Raw genomic sequence first — 19,525 nt, forward strand, 5'->3', positions numbered from 1 at the left:
CTGTCCGGAGTGTCCCAGACCTCCCGGTCTCAGGCCACCGTGCGAAGCCCCCGTACCGAAGCCTCTCCCATCCCCCGCACCACCCGGTGCGCACAAGCCGCCGCGAGCAACTCCCCCAACAGGTCGGGGTCGTCGATCTCCAGGCCCAGCAGGGTCTCGATGCGTTCGAGGCGCTGGTAGAGGGACTGGCGGCCGATGTGCAGGAGCGCGGCCGTGCGGGTGGGTGAGCAGCCGTGGCGGAGGTGGACCTCCAGGGTGCGGACGAGGTCGCTGGGGTGGGCCGCCTCCCAGGCCAGCAGGGGGCCCAGGGTGTGCTGGACGAGACGGGCGAGGCGGTCGCGGTTGGCGTCCACGCCACCGCGGGTGAGCTCGCGTTCAAGTGTGAACGCACGCGAGGAGGTCACGACCGGGCCCCCGGACACACCGGGTTCGGCCGACGGCACGGTGAGGGCCAGCTCCAGCGTCGTACGCGCCGCCCGCAGCGTCTCGCTCCAGCGCAGCCAGCCGCCGCCCGCGACGACCGCGTGCCCGACCGCCACGGTCACTCCGGCCTCGGCCACCGCCCGGAAGGCCTCCTGCACAGCCCGTACGACATCCCGCGCACCCGCCCCGGCGTCCCCGGACATCGCCACCAGCGCCAGTACGTCCCCCGGGAACGCCGCCCGCAGCACCGCGACCCCGCCCAGGGACCGCGCGGCACGGTCGACCACTCCCAGATCCGCCCGCGCCCCGTGCGCCGACACCCCGACCAGCCGCGCCGCCGACCCCGGATGGAACCCGGCGAGCGCCGCCCGCGCCTCCACCTCTGGCTGGTTGAGCGGCTGCCCGTCGGCGAGGTCGGCCAGCAGGGCGGCGGTGTGGTCGCCGCCCCAGAGGCGCCCGGCCGAACGCCCCGACAGGCCGCGCGCCACGATCGCCCGGTTCGCCGCCTCGGTGATGCGGACGAAGGGGACCACACGGTGCAGGGCCAGCAGGGGCAGCCCCAGCCGCCGGGCCTCGTCGACCACTTCCTCGGGCATCCGCACGAGCGAGCGCCCGACCTCCACGGCCAGCCCCGCCGCACCGCGCGCGGCCAGCTCGCGGACGTACTGTCGCCGCGTCCCCTCGTCGGCGTCGGTGAGCCCGAAGCCGTTGGTGAGGAGCAGTTCGCCGCCGTCGAGGAAGTTCGCGCCCTCGTACACCTCGCTGGAGTGCACCCAGCGGACGGGGCGGTCCAGGGAAGCCTCCCCCGCCAGGAGTTCGGGCTCGGTGGAGCGGACGGGGTCGAGAGCCAGGATCTCGCGGAGGGTGAGTGCGGGCACGGGGACCTCCTTCGGGCGCTGACAGTTCGTCCGGCTGCGGGATGCCGGGAGAGTACTTTCCGCACGTTGCCCCGGTGTTTCCGGCGAAGGAGAGTGAAGGTATGGATCAGGCACAGGCACGCGCGTGGCTCGCCACCGCCGTCGCGGAGGCACGCGCCGGACTCGCCGAGGGCGGCATCCCCATCGGGGCCGCCCTGTACGGCGCGGACGGCACCCTCCTCGGCCGCGGCCACAACCGCCGCGTCCAGGACGACGACCCGTCCATGCACGCGGAGACCGCGGCCTTCCGTGCGGCGGGACGGCAGCGGTCGTACCGCGGTACGACGATGGTGACCACCCTCTCCCCCTGCTGGTACTGCAGCGGTCTGGTGCGCCAGTTCGGGATCTCGCGGGTCGTCATCGGCGAGTCGGCCACCTTCCGGGGCGGGCACGACTGGCTGGCCGGACACGGCGTGGAGATCGTGCAGCTGGACGACCCCGAGTGCACCGCCCTGATGCGTGACTTCATCAAGGACCACCCCGACCTTTGGAACGAGGACATCGGTGACTGAACCCCGTATCCCCACCATCGACCTGCGCCCTTGGCTGTCCGGGGACACGGAGGCCCGCAAGGACATCGCCCGCACCGTCGACCAGGCCCTCCAGACGGCCGGATTCCTCCTCGTCACGGGCCATGGCGTGGACCCGGCCCTGCGCAAGAACATCCGCGACGCCGCCCGCGCCTTCTTCACCCTCCCCACCGGGACGAAGCAGCCGTACGCCGCCCAGGTCGGCGGACGCGGCTGGCTCGGCCCGGGTGCCGAGGCCAACGGCTACTCGGAGGGTACGGAGACCCCGCCGGACCTCAAGGAGTCGCTGACCTTCGCGACGCACGAGCCCTTCGAGGACCCGGAGACCAACGCGGAGTGGTACGCGCCGAACGTGTGGCCCGCCGAGGCGCCCGAGCTGCAGAAGCTGTGCGAGGAGTACCTGGCGCGGATGGGCGAGCTGGAGAACCATCTCCTCGCCCTGCTCGGCGAGGCCCTCGGCCTGGAGCCGGACTTCTTCACCAAGCACATGGACCACCCGACGTACGGCTTCAACATCAACTGGTATCCGGGGACCGAGGTCATCGGCGAGCCGCAGCCCGGCCAGTTCCGCATCGGCCCGCACACCGACTTCGGCACGGTCACGATCCTCGACCGGCAGGCCGGCAAGGGCGGGCTCCAGGTCTTCACGGACGAGGGCGGCTGGGAGGACGCGCCCTTCGACCCGGAGGCGTTCACCATCAACATCGGGGATCTGATGGCCCGCTGGACCGGCGACAGGTGGCGCTCCGGCAGGCACCGCGTGCTGCCGCCGCCCGCCGACGCGCCCGCCGAGGAGCTGATGTCCCTCGTCTACTTCGGCGAGTGCACGCCAGGGACCCTCGTCGAGTCCGTGCCGGCCCCTGTGGGCCGCGTCGCCTACGCACCCGTCGACTCTCATGTTTATCTACGCGAGAAGCTCGACTCGATCACAGTCGGCTGACCGGCGGAAAATTTTCGTAACCCAACGGACACCAGGCACCCTATCCCGAACCAACTCCCCCTTTTTAAACTGTTGTTGATACACCTCACAGCAGCGATGACGACAGGAACAGCAGCAGGAACAGCAGCAGGAACAGCAGCAGGCGGGACTCGGACCGCAACAGGGGGAGATGCGGTGCACAGAGGGCTGCACGGCCGGGGGGCGCTGTTCGACACCGATCCGCCCGGGCTCGTGCCACGACTTGTCGGCCTGCGTCCGTACCAGCACCGCGCGACGCCGTACGAACACGCGAAGGAACTCCCCTTCGTGGTGTTCGCGGGCGGTCGCGGACTCGGCAAGAGTGCCGTGCTCGGGGAGCTCCGGGAGGCCTGCAAGGGGCACACGCCCGTCGCGCTGATCGACGGCGAGGAGCAGCAGTTCGCGGGTCCCGCGCCCGAGCGTCCGGCCGAGTCCTGGTCGCCGGTGGCACAGGCGCTGACCACGGTCGCCGAGCAGCTCGCCGAGCCGGTGACCGGCGCCCGGCGGATCGCCTTTCCGCGCCTGGCGGCCGGGCTGCTGGCCGTCGCGGCGGGCGGCTGGAGCGACCGGGACGTGCCGCGCATCCGGCAGGAGGCGGAGCGGATCCTGCTGCTGAACGAGAGCGGTTCGTGGCTGGCCGGGTTCGCGGGCCGCTGGGTGAACAAGGTGATCGCCAAGCTCGTCGCCTCCATGTCGGGTACGGGACCGGTCCTGGAGCCGATCATCGAGGCGACCCTGGAGGCGTTCTCGGAGGGCGTCTCCCCCACGCACCACCGGCTGCGCAGGGCGGCGACCTGGTACCGCGAGTATCCCAACGCGGGCGGCAACCCGAAGCTCGGACTCATCCTGCTCTCCCGGCACTTCAGGGCGGGCGGCACCTCCCGGACGCACGCCGAGCGTTATCTCGTACGGGCTTTGCTGGCGGACCTCGACGACGCCTACACGGGGCCGTTGCAGCGCTCGCACCGGGTGGGCCGCCCGGTCGTGCTCATCGACAACGTGCAGGAGCCCGCGGGCCGGGGCCTGATGGAGTCGGTGCTGCGGGACCGCGCCGACGGCATCGCCGACCAGGTCGTCTTCTTCACCTCGCTGCGCGGCTACAGCCATCCCGCGCTCCGCAACGCCGTGCGCCGCACCCTGCCCGACGTCGCCCGGCGCAGCGACTGGGAGCCGGACACCGCGCCGTCCTCGCGAGCGCTGCTCGTGTCGCTGCCGCCGCTGACGCCCGACGACACGCTGCACATCGTCGGCGCCGCCTGCCGTGAGGTGCCGGTTCCGCCGCAACTCCCGCACGCCACCCACCGGTTGACGGGCGGCAGCCCGCTGGGCATCGCCCTGCTCGCCGAGTCCGCCCACCAGAATCTGCCCGGTGCCGCCACCCTGGGCGCGCTGCTCACCGCGGACATCGCGTTGCACGACGACCACGACGGCCGCCCCGCCTACCAGGAGCTCCTCGACCGGCTCGTGCCCGGCGGCCGCCTGGACGAGCTGACGGTGCTCGCCACCGCGCACGACCGTGACTCGGCGTGCGCGCTGGCGCAGGCCCGGCTCCCGGACGACTTCGGCGCCTCGGGCGTCCTGGACCTGGAGGCGCGGCTCGCCGAGGAGGGCCGGCCGGTGGCCGAGGGTCAGTTCGTCGGCGACCCGTTCCTGCGCGCCCTGCTACTGCTGCGTCTGCACCACCGCGACCCCGGCCACGAGCAGTGGCGGGCCGCGCACCACACCCTCATCGACCACTACACCGACGTACCCGGAAGCGACGACAATCCCGACCGCGCCCGTTACCGGCTGCATCACGAACTCGCCCTGGGCAAGCCTGACTTCGCGGTCGCCCATCTGCGCGACAGCTTCCACCGCGTCGACACGCGCGGGTGGCTCGCGGCGCTGCTTTTCATCGCCTCCGCGCCGTACTACCACGCACACGATCCGGACGGCCGCGACTTCGACGGCCACGACCACCGCGCGTCCGTCGCGCTCGGCCACACGGACGCGGCGCAGACTCCGCCGGACGGCGTGGACGCCGTACTCCATCTGCGGGTGCGCCGACTCCTGCACGCCGTCTGGCAGTTGACCGATCCGCTGGTGCTGCCGGACCCGAAGGTGACCGACCGGCTGCGGTTCGAGCTGGAGCAGCTGTCGAATCTGCGGCCCGCGGGCAACGCCCTGCTGTGGCGGGCCTCCAGGGACTGGCCGTCGGACGCTCTCGCCGGCCGCCTCTTCCGTATCCCGGGCGACGACGAGGGTGAGGGCCTGTGATGGCGCGCGGGTGGGACAACAAGGGCGGAGGACGGTGATGGCGCGCTTGTGGGTGTGGCTGCGCGAGGACGTCTGGGAGATACGTTTCCGTCGGTACGTCGCCCTGCTGCTGGCGGCCGTCCTGGTCGGCCTCGGCGTCTGGGGCGGCAAGACGCTCGCGACGCCCGACCGCTCCTGTGCCACCGGAGTCGTACGCCCCGAGGGCAGCGACGAATGCGTCGGCGTCTCGACGACCGCGTACGACTGGGGGCGCACCCAGTTCACCGACACCGTGCGGGCGATCAACACCGAGAACCACCGCCTGAAGCCCGGCAGTTACGTCACCGTGGCGATGCTCGAACCCTTCACGGCGACCGACGCGGACAACCTGGGCGACGCGCTGCACGAGCTCCAGGGCGCCTATCTCGCCCAGTACCGGGCCAACCACTACTCCAACGACGAGACCCCGAAGATCCGGCTGGTGCTGGCCAACCCCGGTTCCACCGGCGAGTACTGGCGGCACACGGTCGACCAGCTGGAGCGGATGACGAACGGGCGCGACCGGCTGCGCGCGGTGACCGGCGTGGGGCTGAGTACCGACAACAACAAGAAGGCCGTCAAGGAGCTCACCCACCGCGGCATCCCGGTGATCGGCAGCTCCATCACAGCCGACGACCTCGCCAACGGGCAGGACGGCAAGGACCCATACCCCGGTCTGGCCCGCGTCTCCCCCACCAACACCGACGAGGCACGCGCCCTCGCCTCCTTCGCGAAGGTCGCGGCCGGCAAGGCGCTCCTGGTGTACGACAAGCCGGGCGACCCCTACACCCGCACGCTCCAGACGTCCTTCGAGAAGCTGCTCACGGGCTCGCCCTACCAGCCGCAGCCGTTCACCCCGCCCGCCGACCGCAGCAAGGAAGGCACCACCGCCAACACCTTCCGCCAGATCACCCACCTCGTCTGCGACACGGCGCCCGGCACGAACACCATCCTCTTCGCCGGCCGCCACACCCAACTGCGCCAGTTCATCAACGCGTTGGGCGACCGCGGCTGCCAGGACCGCTCGTTCACCTTGTTCACCGGCGACGAGGGCTCGTACCTCACCGGCGACAAGGACCTCGACCGCAGCGCTCTCAAGCACCGCATCTCGGTGCGCTACACGGCGCTCGCCCACCCGGACGCCTGGGCGAAGGACTCCGCGAAGACCGGGGGCAGCGCCGCCGACGCGAAGGTGCTCGACGAGCTGCTCGGCCGCGGCGAGCGGAAGCCGGTCGGCCCCATCGGTCCGATCGCCCTCGACGACGGGCAGACGATCATCGCGTACGACGCCATGACGCTGGCCGTCCAGGGCATCCGCGAGGCCACGGCGGACGGCAAGACGGTCCCGCCGATCGCGGACGTCGCCAACCAGTGGACGCTGACGAAGGGCTCCCAGCGGGTGAGCGGCGCGAGCGGGTGGATCTGCCTGGACATCCACGGCAATCCGTACGACAAGGCCGTGCCGATCGTGGAACTCACCCCGGAGGGCAAGGCACGCTTCGTGAAGATCGCCTGGCCGGAGGGGAAGCCTCCGGCGAAGGAGTGCCTGCCGCCGTCCTGAGCGCCCTGAGCGCCCTGAGCGCCTTATGCGCCCTGAGCATCCAGGGCGCTCAGGAGCCGCTCGAAACGGGCCCGCCACCCCGGTTCCCGCTCCTCCTCGAGCTCGTGGGTGAACCGGACGGTGGTGCCCTCCGGCACCCCGGGCTCCAGGTGGAACCGGATCCGCCCCCGCCCCTCCACCGTGTACTCGGCGACGCGCTCCACGTCCCAGGCGGTGATCCGCCCGCTGCCGATCCCGTGCAGGCTGATCGCCCCGCCCAGCCGCGGCTCGAACACCTCCGCGGCGGCCAGCCACCCCCGCAGACCCTCGGGGGCGGCCACCGCCGTCCAGACTTTCTCCACAGGCTGGGGAAAACGCAGCAGGTAGTGCAGGGTGCGGGTGTCCCCCCGGGTCTCGGTGATGCCCTCTTCGATGGCTTGGGTCATGACACCAGCGTGGCCCGGTCGGCGGTTCCCCGCACCCCCTCTTGGTCATGTTCGTGCTCCTTCACGGTCAGCCACTCATCGTAACTCTTGGTGTCCCCGTCCGAGAGGGCCGGCGGCACGCTCACACCCACGTCGATACCGGCTTCCGGCCCCTGGTGGGACTCAGGCCCACCGGAACCGCACCCGGCCGACCTTGGGACCAACTGACCGCACGACGAAGGCCGGTTCCCGTGACTCACGTCACATGGAACCGGCCATCGGTGCGGGGGAGTTACACGCCCGCGTAGGAGTGCTTGCCGCCCACGAAGATGTTGACGCCGTAGTAGTTGAACAGCCAGCAGCCGAACGCGATCAGCGCGATGTAGGCGGCCTTGCGGCCCTTCCAGCCGGCCGTCGCGCGGGCGTGCAGATAGCAGGCGTAGGCGACCCAGGTGATGAACGCCCAGGTCTCCTTCGGGTCCCAGCCCCAGTAGCGGCCCCAGGCGTCGCCCGCCCAGATCGCGCCCGCGATGATCGTGAAGGTCCACAGCGGGAAGACGGCGGCGTTCACGCGGTACGAGAACTTGTCGAGGGAGGCCGAGGCGGGCAGCCGCTCCATGACGGAGGTTGCGAAACGGCCGGGCTGTCCGCCGCTCGCGAGCTTGTTCTCGTACGAGTCCTTGAAGAGGTACAGCAGCGTGCCGACCGCGCCCACGTAGAAGACGGCGCCGCAGATGATCGCGGTCGAGACGTGGATGTACAGCCAGTACGAGTGCAGCGCGGGAACCAATTGGTCACTGGCGGTGTACAAGACAGTGACGGCGAGACCGAGATCGAGGAGGACCGTGGTGACCAGGGGGAGGCCGAGCCAGCGGACGTTCTTCTTCAGCGCGAGCAGCGTGAGGAACACAGCGACGGCGACGGTGGAGAAGGTGATGTTGAACTCGTACATGTTGCCCCACGGCGCCCGCCGCACCGACATGGCGCGCGCGACGACACCGGCCGCCTCGACGGCCCAGGCAAGCACGGTGAGGGACACGGCGATACGGCCGTAGAGGTCGCCCTGCTCGTCCCCGCCGTGCGCGCCGGGTCCGTCGGGCACGTCGCGGGCGCCGACCGCGGACCGGGTGACGACCTGCGGCCGGTCCAGGACCGCGGTGCCACCGGCCTTCTTCACCGTGACCGCGGGAGCCGTCGCCTTCTGTGTGGCGGTGAGCGCGGCGGCCGTACGGCCGACCTTGCTGCGGCTGCCGAAGAGCCACTCGGCGATGTACGCGAAGAACGCCAGGGTGTAGACGGCCATCGCGGAGTAGACCAGCGTGTTGCTGATGTTGGCGAGGTGTTCGTTGGTGGCCGTGGCCAGATCGGTTGCGCTGGCCAGATCGGTTGCGGTGGCGAGAGTCACTGCTTCTCAGCCCCTTCGGCGGCAGGTACGGGGGGTTCGGCGTCGGAGTCGGCTTCGGTGACCGGTTCGTCGGGCTTGGTGGGAGCCTGGTCGTGCACGAGCCCGGCCAGGTCACCGAGTTCCTCGGGGAGCTTCGCGGACTCGCTGCGGCCGAGGCCCGCCATCTCGACGACGGTGACACCGTCCGCGCCCGTGGTGGCCCGCACCCAGACGCGGCGGCGCTGGATGAACAGCGACCCGGCGAGACCGAAGATCGCGGTGAAGGCTCCGACCAGCGCCCAGTCACTGCCGGGCTGCTGGGTGACCTGGAAGCCGGCCCACTCCTTGATGTCCTTCTCGAAGGTGATCGAGCCGGCGCCGTTCGGCAGCTTCATGGTCTCGCCGGGCAGCAGCCTCTTCTTGAGGATGTTGCCCTTCGCGTCCTTGAACTGCTTCATCTGGGAGGTGTCCAGTTGGTACACGTTCTGCGGAAGACCCGAGTCGACACCCAGGCTGCCGTGGAACCCGGACAGCGCGAGCACGGGGAAGTCGAGCGCGGGGAACTGGGAGAACATCGTTCCCTTGCCCGCGCCCGCGAAGGTCGGCACGAAGAAGGCGGAGAAGCCGAGCTGCTCGCTCGTGCCCTGGCCGTTCTTGTAGCCGTCCATGACCTTGACCGCGCCCTGCGAGGTGACGTTCGCGTCGAGCGGCAGCATCGGCACGGCGTCGTGGAAGACGACGTTGCCCTTGCCGTCCCGGACGGTGACGACGGGCGCGTAGCCGTGGCTGACGAGGTAGACCTTCGAGTCGCCGATCTTCAGCGGCTCGTTGACCTTGACGGTGGTCTTCTTCTCCTTGCCGTAGGCGCCCACGCTGTAGGTGATGTCCGCCTGGAAGGTGCGCGGGGTGCCCTTGTTGGGGCCGGTCCGCTCGTACGTGGCGGTGAACTTCTTCAGGTCGAAGCTGAACGGCGTGAGGTCGTCGCTGGTGAAGAGGTTGCCGGACTTGAAGTCGTCGTACGACATCAGCGTGTTGGAGAAGCCGTCGCCCTCGACGACCAGCTTGTTGCCCTCGGACTTGAAGAGCTGGCCCCAGGCGAAGGCGACCAGCATCACGATCAGCGCGATGTGGAAGAGCAGGTTGCCGGTCTCGCGCAGATAGCCCTTCTCGGCGGCGACGGCGTCCCCGGCGACATGCGCCCGGAAGCGGCGCTGCTTCAGCACCTTGAGGGCGACCTCGCGGACCTGCTCCGGCTCGGCCTCGGTGCGCCAGGTGGTGTACGCGGGCAGCCGGGTCAGCCGCTTCGGCGCGCCCGGCGGACGGCCGCGCAGCTGCCCGACGAACTGCCAGGTGCGCGGCACGATGCAGCCGATGAGCGAGACGAACAGCAGGATGTAGATCGCCGAGAACCACACCGAGCTGTAGACGTGGAACAGGCCGAGCTTGTCGTAGACCGGGCCCAGGATGGTGTGCGCGTCCTGGAAGTCCTGCACCTTCTGCGCGTCGGTCCCGGACTGCGGGATCAGCGACCCGGGAATCGCCCCGAGCGACAGCAGGAAGAGCAGGATCAGCGCGACCCGCATGGAGGTCAACTGCCGCCAGAACCAGCGGGCCCAGCCGATGACCTCGCGGCCGGTCCAGGTGATCCATCCCTTGGCGCCGGGCGCCCGCGCCCCACCGAAGGAGCCGGGCATCGCCGTCTCCACCGGCGCGGTGGAGAGCTGCGAACCGGCCTCGCCGAGGTCTCCGTCGGCGCTCGCGCCGATGTGCCGCTTCGGAGCCGCCGGATCCGTCGTCTTGCCGGTGTCAGTCGTGCTCATGGATCAGATCCCTACCGTGAAGCCGTCGGACCAGACCTGCATCTGCTGCACGAGGCTGTCCCATGCGCCGGTCAGCAGGAGCAGGCCGGTCGCGATCATCATGCCGCCGCCGATGCGCATCACCCATGTGTAGTGCCGCTTGACCCAGCCGAAGGCACCGAGCGCCTTGCGGAAGGCGACAGCGGCGAGGACGAAGGGCACCCCCAGACCGACGCAGTACGCGACGGTCAGTATGGCCCCGCGGCCCGCGCTCGCCTCGTTCATGGAGAGAAAATTGACGGAGGTGAGCGTCGGCCCCAGGCACGGCGTCCAGCCGATACCGAAGAGCGCACCGAGTATCGGAGCGCCCGCCAGGCCGGTCACCGGCCGCTTGTGGAAGCGGAACTCGCGCTGGGTGAGCCAGGGCATCAGCCCCATGAAGAACACGCCCATCGCGATCATCAGCACACCGAGGATCTTGCTGAGCGTCCCCTGGTACTCGTGCAGCGTCGCCCCGAAGAACCCGAACAGCGCCCCGCCGGACACGAACACGGCGGTGAAGCCGAGCACGAACAGGCTCGCGCCCGCCACCATCCGCCCCCGTCTGGCCTCCGCCAGATCGGTGCCGGTGACGCCGGTGACGTACGACAGATAACCGGGGACGAGCGGCAGCACACACGGCGAGAAGAAGGAGACGAGCCCGCCGAGCACGGCGACCGGCAGGGCGATCAGCAGCGCCCCGCTGTACACCGTCTCGTTTCTGCCGGTCGACTCGGCGAGGGTCGTGGCGAGGTGCGCGGACGCCGCGAAGTCGGCGGACGTCGCGAAGTTCGTGGACGCGGCGAGAAGGGACACGTCAGGTCACTTCTCCGCGAGGATCGGCTTGAGCATCGCGTGCAGCTGCTCTTCGCTGAGGGCCTGCAGCGTGCGGGCCGCGATCTTCCCGTCCCGGTCGATGATGAGCGTGGAGGGAATCGTCTGCGGGTTGAGCGTGCCCTTCTTGAAGCGGAGCATCAGCTTGCCCGTCGGGTCGGAGAGGCTGGGGTAGGTGACCCCGTACTTCTCCTCGAACGCCTTGGCCGGACGGGTGCTGGGGTCACGGGTGTTGATGCCGACGAACTGCACGCCCTGCGCCGCGGTGTCCTTGGCGACCTTGACGAGGTTCGACGCCTCGGCACGGCACGGCGCGCACCAGGAGCCCCAGACGTTCAGGACGACGATCTTGCCCTTGTAGTCGGCGACGTCGAGCTGCTTGCCGTCGACGGTGGTGCCGGAGAGGTCGGGGGCCGCGGTCCGCGAGCCCTTCGCGACGGTGTCGACGCCGTTCTTGCCGGCGACGAAGCCGGTGTTGCCCGATCCCCCGGAAGTCCCCCCGGAACCGCACGCGGTCAGGACAAGTGCCGCGACGGCGGCTCCGGCGGCAAGCAGGGCGGCGCGGCTACGGGTGCGGTTCGGGCGCTGGTCGGCGCGGCAGGCGGCACTCATGTGAAAAGTTTCGCATGCCCGTTTCGGGAATCTTCCGCACCCCCCTTGCGGGCGGAAACCCGCATTTCAGGCGGCGTGTCCCGACTTCGTGGAGGACGGCGTGCCGGACCGGCGGGAGGACCGCGTACCGACGTCACCGAGGTACGTCTTCCAGCCCCCGCTCGGCTGCTGCCCCACCTCCAGCGACTGAAGCCTGGTCAGCACCTCGGGCTTCTGCACATCCAGCCAGTCCACGAACTGGCGGAAGGAGACGAGGCGTACGTCCGCGCCGCTCTCCTTCTCCTGGGCGATGTGCTTGAAGGCCTCCTCGACGGCGTCCATGTAGATGCCGCCGTTCCACTCCTCGAAGTGGTTGCCGATGAAGAAGGGGGCGCGATTTGTCTCGTATGCCCGCTTGAACCCGGCGATGTAGGAGCCGGCCGCCTGAGTGCGCCAGGCCGGGTAGTTGTAGGAGGGCGCCCGGGTCGAGTTGATCGACTGGTTGGCGAGGATGTTGTAGTCCATCGAGAGCACCTCGAAGGTGTGCCCCGGGAAGGGCATCTCCTGCAGCGGCAGGTCCCACAGGCCCTGGTTCTTCTGCGGCCAGCGCTGGCGGCCGCCGGGCGAGGAGGCGTCGTAGCGCCAGCCGAGCTCCTTGGCGGTGGGCAGCAGGTTCTCCTGGCCGAGCAGGCAGGGGGTGCGGCCGCCGATGAGCTCCTTGTCGTAGTCGAAGGGCAGCGGGGGCAGATCGGTCCAGCCGGAGTTGGTCCGCCACTCCTTGACGAAGGACTTCGCCTGCTCGATCTCGCTGCGCCACTGCGTGGACGTCCAGTTGGCGACCGAGCCGGAGCCGGCGCAGAAGTGGCCGTTGAAATGCGTGCCGATCTCATGGCCCTCGAGCCAGGCCCGACGGACGAGCTTCAGTGTCGCCTTGATGTGCTCGTCGGTGAGGTAACCGATGTCCGAGGCACCCTTGGGGTTATTGGGCGGCAAGTACATGCGCTTTTCCGACTCGGGCAGGAGATACAGCCCGGAGAGGAAGAAGGTCATGTGCGCGTCGTTGTCTTTGGCGAGTTCGAGAAACCGGGAGAAGAGGCCGGTCCCGACCTCTCCCGCACCGTCCCAGGAAAAGATGACGAACTGCGGAGGGGTCTCGCCCGGCTCCAGCGGCACGGGGCTGGCGGGCTGGTGGGGCTGCTTGCCGGTGAAGGCGGTGGAGCCGTCACCGAGGGGACGCGCGGGGTGCTGCGGGGCGCCGGGCTGCCCGTCCCGGGAACCTCCGGCCCGGTCCGCACCGTCTTGCAGTCCGGTACCGCAGGCGGTAAGTCCCAGCGCGGCCGCGGCACCTGCCCCGAGGCCGATCATTCCCCTCCGGCTGATGTCCCGCATGCGGTCCCCATTTCATCGCGCCCTCTCAGCTGGCTCTCAGCTGGCACTTAATGAGAGGGCGCGATGAACACGGAGGTTCCGTCAACTCGCGCATATTTATGTGATTTTACGAAGATACGCCCAGATGGCATGACTCCGTACGCTTTATGACGGGGCGTACGCACTCACCTCGTACGTTCGTCTACGCGCCGAACGCCTTGCCCTTCCCCTTCACCGGCTTGGCGCCCGCCAGCAGATGGGCCGGGACGAGATCGCGGGCGGGCTCCGCGTAGCCCACGGAGACGATCTTGTCGCCCCGGTAGGTGAAGGTCGTCAGCGACGCCAGCGTGCACTGCCGCTTGCGCGGGTCGTGCCACAGCCGCCGCTTCTCCACGAAGCTGCGCACGATCCAGATCGGCAACTGGTGGCTGACCAGCACCGCTTCATGCCCGCGGGCGGAGTCCCTGGCGGCGTCCAGCGCCCCCATCATCCGGACGACCTGATCGACGTACGGCTCGCCCCACGACGGCTTGAACGGGTTGACGAGGTGCTTCCAGTTCTCGGGCCGCCGCAGCGCGCCGTCCCCGACCCCGAAGGTCTTGCCCTGGAAGACGTTGTCCGCCTCGATGAGCCGCGCGTCCGTCGCGAGATCGAGCCCGTGCGCCTTGGCGATGGGCGTCGCCGTCTCCTGCGCCCGCTCCAGCGGCGACGCCACGACATGCGTGACGTCCCGCGACGCCAGGTGCTCGGCGACCCGGTCGGCCATCTGCCGCCCCAGCTCGGACAGGTGGTACCCGGGCAGCCGCCCGTACAGCACCCCGTCCGGGTTGGCGACCTCACCGTGCCGCATCACATGTACGACGGTGAGGTCGTTGTCGGCCTTCTCGGTCCCCGTGTTGGTCATGCCGTGGCCTCCGCCGCTGCCCGCGCCGCCGCCGGAAGGGCGTCGGCGATCCGCTGTACCGCCTGCTCGTCGTGCGCCGTCGACACGAACCACGACTCGAACGAGGACGGCGGCAGATACACGCCCTGCGCCAGCATCGAGTGGAAGAACGCGGTGTACCGGAAGGACTCCTGCGCCTTCGCGTCCTCGTAGTCGCGCACCTCGCGGCCGGTGAAGAAGACGGAGAACATGTTGGAGGCGTTCTGCAGCCGGTGCGCCACGCCTTCCTTGGTGAGCGCCTCCGTGACGAGCCCGCGAATCTGCTCGGACACGGCGTCGACCTTGTCGTACGCGGCGTCGTCGAGCAGCCGCAGCTGCGCGAGCCCGGCGGCGGTCGCGACCGGGTTCCCGGACAGCGTGCCCGCCTGGTAGACGGGCCCGGCAGGGGCGAGGTGCCCCATGACGTCGGCCCGACCACCGAAGGCGGCGGCCGGGAAGCCACCGCCCATGACCTTGCCGAAGGTCATGAGATCCGGACGTACCCCATCAATTCCGTACCAACCGGCCTTGCTGGTCCGGAACCCGGTCATGACCTCGTCGGAGATGTAGAGGGCGCCGTTCTTCGCGCAGGCGTCCTTGAGGCCCTGGTTGAAGCCGGGGCGGGGCGGCACGACGCCCATGTTGCCCGGCGAGGCCTCCGTGATCACACACGCGATCTCGCCGGGGTGGGCGTGGAAGGCCTCGTTGACGGCTTCGAGATCGTTGTAGGGAAGGACGATGGTGTCGCCGGCCTGGGCACCGGTGACGCCCGGGGTGTCGGGCAGCGCGAACGTCGCCACCCCGCTCCCCGCCGCGGCCAGCAGCGAGTCGACATGCCCGTGGTAGCACCCGGCGAACTTGATCACCTTCGACCGCCGGGTGAACCCGCGGGCGAGCCGGATGGCCGACATGGTCGCCTCGGTCCCGCTGGAGACCAGTCGGACCTGCTCGACGGGCTCGACGCGGGCGACGATCTCCTCGGCGAGGGCGACCTCCCCCTCACCGGGCGTACCGAAGGAGGTACCGCGTCCGACCGCGTCCTGCACGGCGGCGATGACCTCGGGGTGCGAGTGCCCGAGGATCATCGGCCCCCAGGAACAGACGAGGTCGACGTACTCACGACCGTCCGCGTCGGTCAGGTAGGGACCGCTGCCGGACACCATGAACCGGGGCGTACCGCCCACGGCGCGGAAGGCGCGCACGGGAGAGTTCACGCCGCCGGGCGTGACGGCCGCCGCACGGTCGAATAGAGACTGCGAGGCTGGGGCTTCGTAGGGATAAGGCAGTTCGGTCATGACCTGCGACGTCTCCGACTCCGGGGGGCTAGTGACCTCCTCAGGGTAGGCCAGCGGCCGTGGGCCGCCGCGAGCGGAAGAGCACGGCACCGTGAACGCGGGCCCCCGGCTCCACGTACGGAAGATCCCGGCCCTCGCAGCGTCCGGATACCCGTCCTCGGCAAGACAACCGGGCGTCGGCCCCCGGCCATCTGCGAAACTGGGGCTTCATAGAGGCAACTCACATGAACGATGGTGTTCAGAGGCCGCGAAGATCCTGCGGACAGGTGTTTCAGCGCACGTTTCGGCGTGCGGCCGTGGGGGAGGTCACTGTCACGATGATCGGGTTGCGTGGCGGGGGTCGCGCGCCTTAGAAAAGCAGTCGGGTGGAGATATGCATCGCGGTGGCGGACTGGGCGAGGGGACCGATGACCTCGGTCCTCGGCGTGCCCGGCGGGGAAGGCACCGGCGCGAGGCGGAGGAAGCTGCCGAGGCACGACAGGCACAGGGATCGCAGGGATCTCCGGGATCTCAGGGTGAGCCCGAGCGGACCGACCGCACGGTCGACCGGCTCCGGGCGGGGAGCGGGAATGGTGGCCGGGTGGGGGTGACGTACAAATACTTCGGCGCGCCGGACGGGGCGACGGCAGCCCGCGTCCCGATCTCGATGCGCCCCGAGGAACTCGGCGGCGACGAGCTCGGCATGAACGGCATGTTCACCAAGATCAAGCCGGAAACGATGGCCGCGATGGTCCTCACCGGCATCGAGGGCGTCCCCCTCCACAAGGTCCCCCCGCTGGAGCTCGTGGTCCTGCACCCCGACTACGCCGTGGTGAAGCTCCCCATGACCGTCGTCGACCCCCTCCGGGGCATCGGCGAGGAGGCGGTCGGCGCGGCTGCCTTCATCTGGTCGACGGTGCCGGACCGGGGCGGGCCGCGGGACGCGTTCAATGTCTATCAGCTGCTGCACGAGTGGCAGGACTTCTCGCATCGGCTGCATGAGGCGGGTCATCAGCCGTACTGCCTTGTGTGGCCCTGAGCGAGTTGTCGCGCCGTAGCCGCGCACGCCGGCACCGCGGCGTCAGAGCAGTGTCATGAACCGGCTCCCTGACGTCAGGCAAACCCCTCGCCCCTGGCGAGCGAGCTGGCCACCGTGCACCGCCGCGTCAGCCTGCGGCTGCCGCTCGCACGCCCCGGGGACCTGCTCGCGGTGCCCGCGGCCGGGGCGTACCACCTGTCCATGGCCTCCGGTTACAACCTGGTCGGCCGACCGCCCGTCGTCGCGGTGTCCGCCGGCATCGCGCGCGTCCTCGTACGCCGTGAATCGCTGGACGACATGAGCCGCCGGGACGTCGGGCTGTAGCCCGGGCGCCTTGGTCGGGCTGTGGCCGAGGCAGTTCAAAGGCGCAGCCGGTACGGCACCATGCACACGACGACGTCGGTACGGGCCCTCAGCGCGGCCGCGAGCAGGAGGCCGCGCTGGTTCTGGAGGATCTGGTAGCGGCGGTGGAGGGGCTCGACCTCCGGGATGAGGACGGCGATCTGCCGTCCGCCCTCCGCCGCCCGCTGGACGTAGTCGACGATCGGCTGCACGAGCGAGCGCTGCGGGCTGTCGATGATGTCGAGACGTACGCCCGGGTTCCAGCGGTCCCAGCTCTCCTCCAGGGCACGGGCCTTGGCGGGATTTCCGTGCACGGCGACCGCGACGACCTCGTGGCCGAGGGCGCGGGCGGCCGTCAGCGCGAGCTGGGTGAGTTTGCTGACCTCGCCGACCGGCACGATGACGAGAGAGTCGGTGACGTGCAGCGGCGACGGGACCTCGCCGAGTCCCAGCTCCCGGCCGACGGCCGTGTAGTAGCGCTGGACGCGGGCGAACAGCAGCATCAGCAGCGGAATGGCGACGACCACCACCCAGGCCCCCTCCAGGAACTTGGTGGTCAGCAGGACCAGGCCCGCCACGGCGGTCAGTACCGCGCCGACCCCGTTGAGCACCGCGCGCCGCAGCCAGCCGGGCGGCCGCTGCCCCGCCCAGTGCCGTACGAGCCCGATCTGGCTGATGGAGAAGCCGATGAACACGCCGATCGCGAACAGCGGGATCATCCGGTGGGTGTCGGCGTTGACAGCGATCAGGAGCAGCGCCGCGAGGAGGGCGAGGGCGACCACTCCCCAGCGGTACACCGGCCGTTCCTTGCGCAGCCCGAAGAGGTGCGGCAGCCGGTGGTCCTTGGCCAGCAGGCTCATCAGGACGGGCAGGCCGCCGAAGCTGGTGTTGGCGGCGAAGGCGAGGGCGAGGGCGACGATGAGATTGGTCGCGTAGTACGGCCATCCCGTCCCGTACGAGCCCGCCGTGAGCTGCGCGAGTACGGTCACGCCGCCGCGCGGGGCCACATGGTCCCGCCGGATCAGCACCGCGAGCCCGATCAGCATCAGCCCGAGCAGCGCGCCCAGCATCAGCTCGGTGCGCTGCGCCCGCCTGACCCGCGGCTCACGGAACGCGGGCACGCCGTTGGCGATGGCCTCGACTCCGGTGAGCGCGGAGCAGCCGGAGGAGAATGCCTTGAGGAGCAGGAAGATTCCCAGCGCCTCGGTGGCGTGGGCGGGTTCGGCCGTCCCGACGACAGCCGCGGGGTGGTGGCGCAGCAGCCCGAGCACGATGATGCCGAGGATGCTCCCGATGAACAGCACCGTGGGCAGCATCAGCACCCGGGCGCTGTCGGCCACGCCCCGCAGGTTCACGGCCGTGATGAGGGCGAGCCCGGCGAGACAGATCCCCAGCAGATGCGAGCCGAGCGAGGGGAAGGCGGAGGCGAGACTGGCCGCGCCCGCCGCCAGACTGACGGTCACGGTCAGCACGTAGTCGACGACGAGACTGGCCGCCGCGAGCAGACTGACGGTCGGTCCGAGGTCCTTCTTCGCCACCGCGTAGGCGCCGCCGCCGTCCGGATGCACGGCGATCACCTGCCCGTACGAGACGACGAGCACCGCGAGCAGCGCGGCGATGACCAGCGTCACCGGCAGCGTGGCGGTCAGCGCCCCCGTCCCCGCGGCGATCAGCACGAGCACGATCGCCTCGGGTCCGTACGCGACCGAGCTCAGCGCGTCCAGGGACAGCGCGGCGAGCCCTTCGAGGCTGGTGAGGTGGTGCCGGTCGCCCTCCCCGTGCTGGAGCGGAACTCTCGGCCGCAGTTCGCGGCGGGCCAGGCCGTACGCCATCGGTGACCTCGCGGTTCAAGGGGCAGCGGGAAGGGCTGTTCGGGGGCCAGTGTGACCGGCCCCCTGCGGTGCGGGGCGTCAAGGACGCGCCAGGACGGCCGTTGGGGGCCTGAGTCTGCCGAGGATGGCGGCGGCCAGGTCGGCGTGTCTCGGGCGGGTGCTCGACCCGCCGGTGTGCGCAGTCGTGTTGCGACCGATCGGGGTATACCGAGCGTGTCGCGCGGGCCGGGGCACGACCGCTGGTCCCCGACGAAACGCCAGGTCAGAACGACCCGTCCGGCCCCGTGTAGGCGATTTGACGCCGAATGAGCGTGACCTCAGTGGTGCGCCAGGTGCGCGGCTCGAGTGGTGGGCGACGCGGGACGGCCTGACGGTGGTTCACGTCGGGGCCGGGTTCTCACCAGCTGACATGAGGTCAGCAGCCCCGCCACGACGGAAGGACTCCGACGATGCGATCTGCCCGCATGCTCCTCGCTACCGCGACGGCCACGGCCGCCCTCGCGATCGCGCCCGGCGCCTATGCCGCCAGCGCGGGCGACTGGGGCAACGATGACTCTTCTTACAGCAAGGAGCAGGACAAAGACAGCAGCCACGACAAGCCGAACGGTGGGATGCACACGGGTGGCGGTGCGCTGACCACGGTGCGCGGCGACGACTGGAGCAAGGACGACTCGGGCTCCGACCGCGGCAACGACGACTCGGGCTCCGGCTACGGCAACGACGACTCCGGTTCAGGCAAGGACGACTCGGGCTCCGGCTACGGCAACGACGACTCCGGCTCGGGCAAGGACGACTCCGGCTCCGACCACGGCAAGCCCAGCGGCGGCATCCACACCGGCGGCGGCGCACTGACCACGGTGCGCGGCGACGACTGGAGCAAGGACGACTCGGGTTCCGACCGCGGCAACGACGACTCCGGCTCGGGCAAGGACGACTCCGGCTCCGGCTACGGCAACGACGACTCCGGCTCGGGCAAGGACGACTCCGGCTCCGACCACGGCAAGCCCAGCGGCGGCATCCACACCGGCGGCGGC

At 70.3% G+C, this 19,525-nt stretch carries 16 protein-coding genes and 1 pseudogene; 7 read left to right on the forward strand and 10 right to left on the reverse strand.

What is annotated here, in order from left to right; translation table 11 throughout:
* Positions 1-29: 29 nt before the first annotated feature.
* Positions 30-1,301, reverse strand: a complete 1,272-nt coding sequence (locus ACZ4WS_RS18340) for a PucR family transcriptional regulator (RefSeq protein WP_467981533.1) — start codon at positions 1,299-1,301, stop codon at positions 30-32.
* Positions 1,302-1,402: 101 nt separating this feature from the next.
* Between ACZ4WS_RS18340 and ACZ4WS_RS18345 the strand changes: the two genes are divergently transcribed.
* The 4 genes from ACZ4WS_RS18345 to ACZ4WS_RS18360 all read left to right on the forward strand — a co-directional run bounded on the left by ACZ4WS_RS18345 (position 1,403) and on the right by ACZ4WS_RS18360 (position 6,663).
* The gene (locus ACZ4WS_RS18345) at positions 1,403-1,852 is read left to right on the forward strand and encodes a nucleoside deaminase (RefSeq protein ID WP_467981535.1); all 450 of its coding nucleotides are present in this window, start codon (positions 1,403-1,405) and stop codon (positions 1,850-1,852) included.
* On the forward strand, positions 1,845-2,810 hold the full coding sequence (locus ACZ4WS_RS18350) for an isopenicillin N synthase family dioxygenase (protein ID WP_467981537.1): 966 nt from the start codon (positions 1,845-1,847) through the stop codon (positions 2,808-2,810). Before ACZ4WS_RS18345 ends, ACZ4WS_RS18350 begins: the two co-directional genes overlap by 8 nt.
* A gap of 174 nt (positions 2,811-2,984) precedes the next feature.
* Positions 2,985-5,084, forward strand: coding sequence for a hypothetical protein (locus ACZ4WS_RS18355; protein WP_467981539.1), 2,100 nt, complete (start codon positions 2,985-2,987; stop codon positions 5,082-5,084).
* A gap of 37 nt (positions 5,085-5,121) precedes the next feature.
* Positions 5,122-6,663, forward strand: coding sequence for an ABC transporter substrate-binding protein (locus ACZ4WS_RS18360; RefSeq protein ID WP_467981541.1), 1,542 nt, complete (start codon positions 5,122-5,124; stop codon positions 6,661-6,663).
* A gap of 23 nt (positions 6,664-6,686) precedes the next feature.
* Here the strand turns inward: ACZ4WS_RS18360 and ACZ4WS_RS18365 are convergent, their stop codons facing one another.
* The 8 genes from ACZ4WS_RS18365 to hemL form a co-directional block, all read right to left on the reverse strand.
* The gene (locus tag ACZ4WS_RS18365; protein WP_467981543.1) at positions 6,687-7,088 is read right to left on the reverse strand and encodes an SRPBCC domain-containing protein; all 402 of its coding nucleotides are present in this window, start codon (positions 7,086-7,088) and stop codon (positions 6,687-6,689) included.
* A gap of 271 nt (positions 7,089-7,359) precedes the next feature.
* On the reverse strand, positions 7,360-8,472 hold the full coding sequence (ccsB, locus tag ACZ4WS_RS18370; protein ID WP_467981545.1) for a c-type cytochrome biogenesis protein CcsB: 1,113 nt from the start codon (positions 8,470-8,472) through the stop codon (positions 7,360-7,362).
* Positions 8,469-10,271, reverse strand: a complete 1,803-nt coding sequence (resB, locus tag ACZ4WS_RS18375; RefSeq protein ID WP_467981547.1) for a cytochrome c biogenesis protein ResB — start codon at positions 10,269-10,271, stop codon at positions 8,469-8,471. The genes ccsB and resB overlap by 4 nt, the downstream gene beginning before the upstream one ends.
* 3 nt (positions 10,272-10,274) lie before the next feature.
* Entirely contained in the window at positions 10,275-11,000 is a 726-nt protein-coding gene (locus tag ACZ4WS_RS18380) for a cytochrome c biogenesis CcdA family protein (protein ID WP_467981695.1), read from the reverse strand.
* 111 nt (positions 11,001-11,111) lie between these two features.
* On the reverse strand, positions 11,112-11,735 hold the full coding sequence (locus ACZ4WS_RS18385) for a TlpA family protein disulfide reductase (RefSeq protein WP_467981548.1): 624 nt from the start codon (positions 11,733-11,735) through the stop codon (positions 11,112-11,114).
* A gap of 66 nt (positions 11,736-11,801) precedes the next feature.
* Complete coding sequence (locus tag ACZ4WS_RS18390; protein WP_467981550.1) at positions 11,802-13,103, reverse strand: polysaccharide deacetylase family protein; 1,302 nt, start codon at positions 13,101-13,103, stop codon at positions 11,802-11,804.
* Positions 13,104-13,284: 181 nt separating this feature from the next.
* Positions 13,285-13,986, reverse strand: coding sequence for a histidine phosphatase family protein (locus tag ACZ4WS_RS18395; protein ID WP_467981551.1), 702 nt, complete (start codon positions 13,984-13,986; stop codon positions 13,285-13,287).
* A complete protein-coding gene (hemL, locus tag ACZ4WS_RS18400) occupies positions 13,983-15,299 on the reverse strand; it encodes a glutamate-1-semialdehyde 2,1-aminomutase (RefSeq protein ID WP_467981553.1) in 1,317 nt (438 codons plus the stop codon). Before hemL ends, ACZ4WS_RS18395 begins: the two co-directional genes overlap by 4 nt.
* 373 nt (positions 15,300-15,672) lie before the next feature.
* Between hemL and ACZ4WS_RS18405 the strand changes: the two genes are divergently transcribed.
* Together ACZ4WS_RS18405 and ACZ4WS_RS18410 are read left to right on the forward strand one after the other, a co-directional pair.
* Complete coding sequence (locus ACZ4WS_RS18405; protein ID WP_467981555.1) at positions 15,673-16,317, forward strand: hypothetical protein; 645 nt, start codon at positions 15,673-15,675, stop codon at positions 16,315-16,317.
* A 150-nt stretch (positions 16,318-16,467) separates the two neighbouring features.
* Positions 16,468-16,641: pseudogene (locus ACZ4WS_RS18410) on the forward strand (diaminopimelate decarboxylase); the annotation flags it as partial.
* Positions 16,642-16,676: 35 nt separating this feature from the next.
* Here ACZ4WS_RS18410 and ACZ4WS_RS18415 read toward each other — a convergent pair.
* Positions 16,677-18,491 carry an APC family permease gene (locus tag ACZ4WS_RS18415; RefSeq protein ID WP_467981557.1) on the reverse strand — a complete coding sequence of 605 codons (1,815 nt, stop codon included), beginning with the start codon at positions 18,489-18,491 and terminating at the stop codon, positions 16,677-16,679.
* A 449-nt stretch (positions 18,492-18,940) separates the two neighbouring features.
* Here ACZ4WS_RS18415 and ACZ4WS_RS18420 point away from each other — a divergent pair.
* Positions 18,941-19,525 (forward strand): hypothetical protein (locus tag ACZ4WS_RS18420; protein ID WP_467981559.1); only part of this gene is annotated, 585 nt, incomplete at its 3' end.

Source organism: Streptomyces sp. NPDC029292 (genome assembly GCF_055569295.1).

Bases quoted from the DNA above. Each gene is read 5' to 3' on its own strand.
- ACZ4WS_RS18345 (WP_467981535.1), top strand. From the start codon at position 1,403: ATGGATCAGGCACAGGCACGCGCGTGGCTCGCCACCGCCGTCGCGGAG.
- ACZ4WS_RS18360 (WP_467981541.1), top strand. From the start codon at position 5,122: ATGGCGCGCTTGTGGGTGTGGCTGCGCGAGGACGTCTGGGAGATACGT.
- ACZ4WS_RS18365 (WP_467981543.1), bottom strand. From the start codon at position 7,088: ATGACCCAAGCCATCGAAGAGGGCATCACCGAGACCCGGGGGGACACC.
- resB (WP_467981547.1), bottom strand. From the start codon at position 10,271: ATGAGCACGACTGACACCGGCAAGACGACGGATCCGGCGGCTCCGAAG.
- ACZ4WS_RS18385 (WP_467981548.1), bottom strand. From the start codon at position 11,735: ATGAGTGCCGCCTGCCGCGCCGACCAGCGCCCGAACCGCACCCGTAGC.
- ACZ4WS_RS18390 (WP_467981550.1), bottom strand. From the start codon at position 13,103: ATGCGGGACATCAGCCGGAGGGGAATGATCGGCCTCGGGGCAGGTGCC.
- ACZ4WS_RS18395 (WP_467981551.1), bottom strand. From the start codon at position 13,986: ATGACCAACACGGGGACCGAGAAGGCCGACAACGACCTCACCGTCGTA.
- hemL (WP_467981553.1), bottom strand. From the start codon at position 15,299: ATGACCGAACTGCCTTATCCCTACGAAGCCCCAGCCTCGCAGTCTCTA.
- ACZ4WS_RS18405 (WP_467981555.1), top strand. From the start codon at position 15,673: ATGCATCGCGGTGGCGGACTGGGCGAGGGGACCGATGACCTCGGTCCT.
- ACZ4WS_RS18415 (WP_467981557.1), bottom strand. From the start codon at position 18,491: ATGGCGTACGGCCTGGCCCGCCGCGAACTGCGGCCGAGAGTTCCGCTC.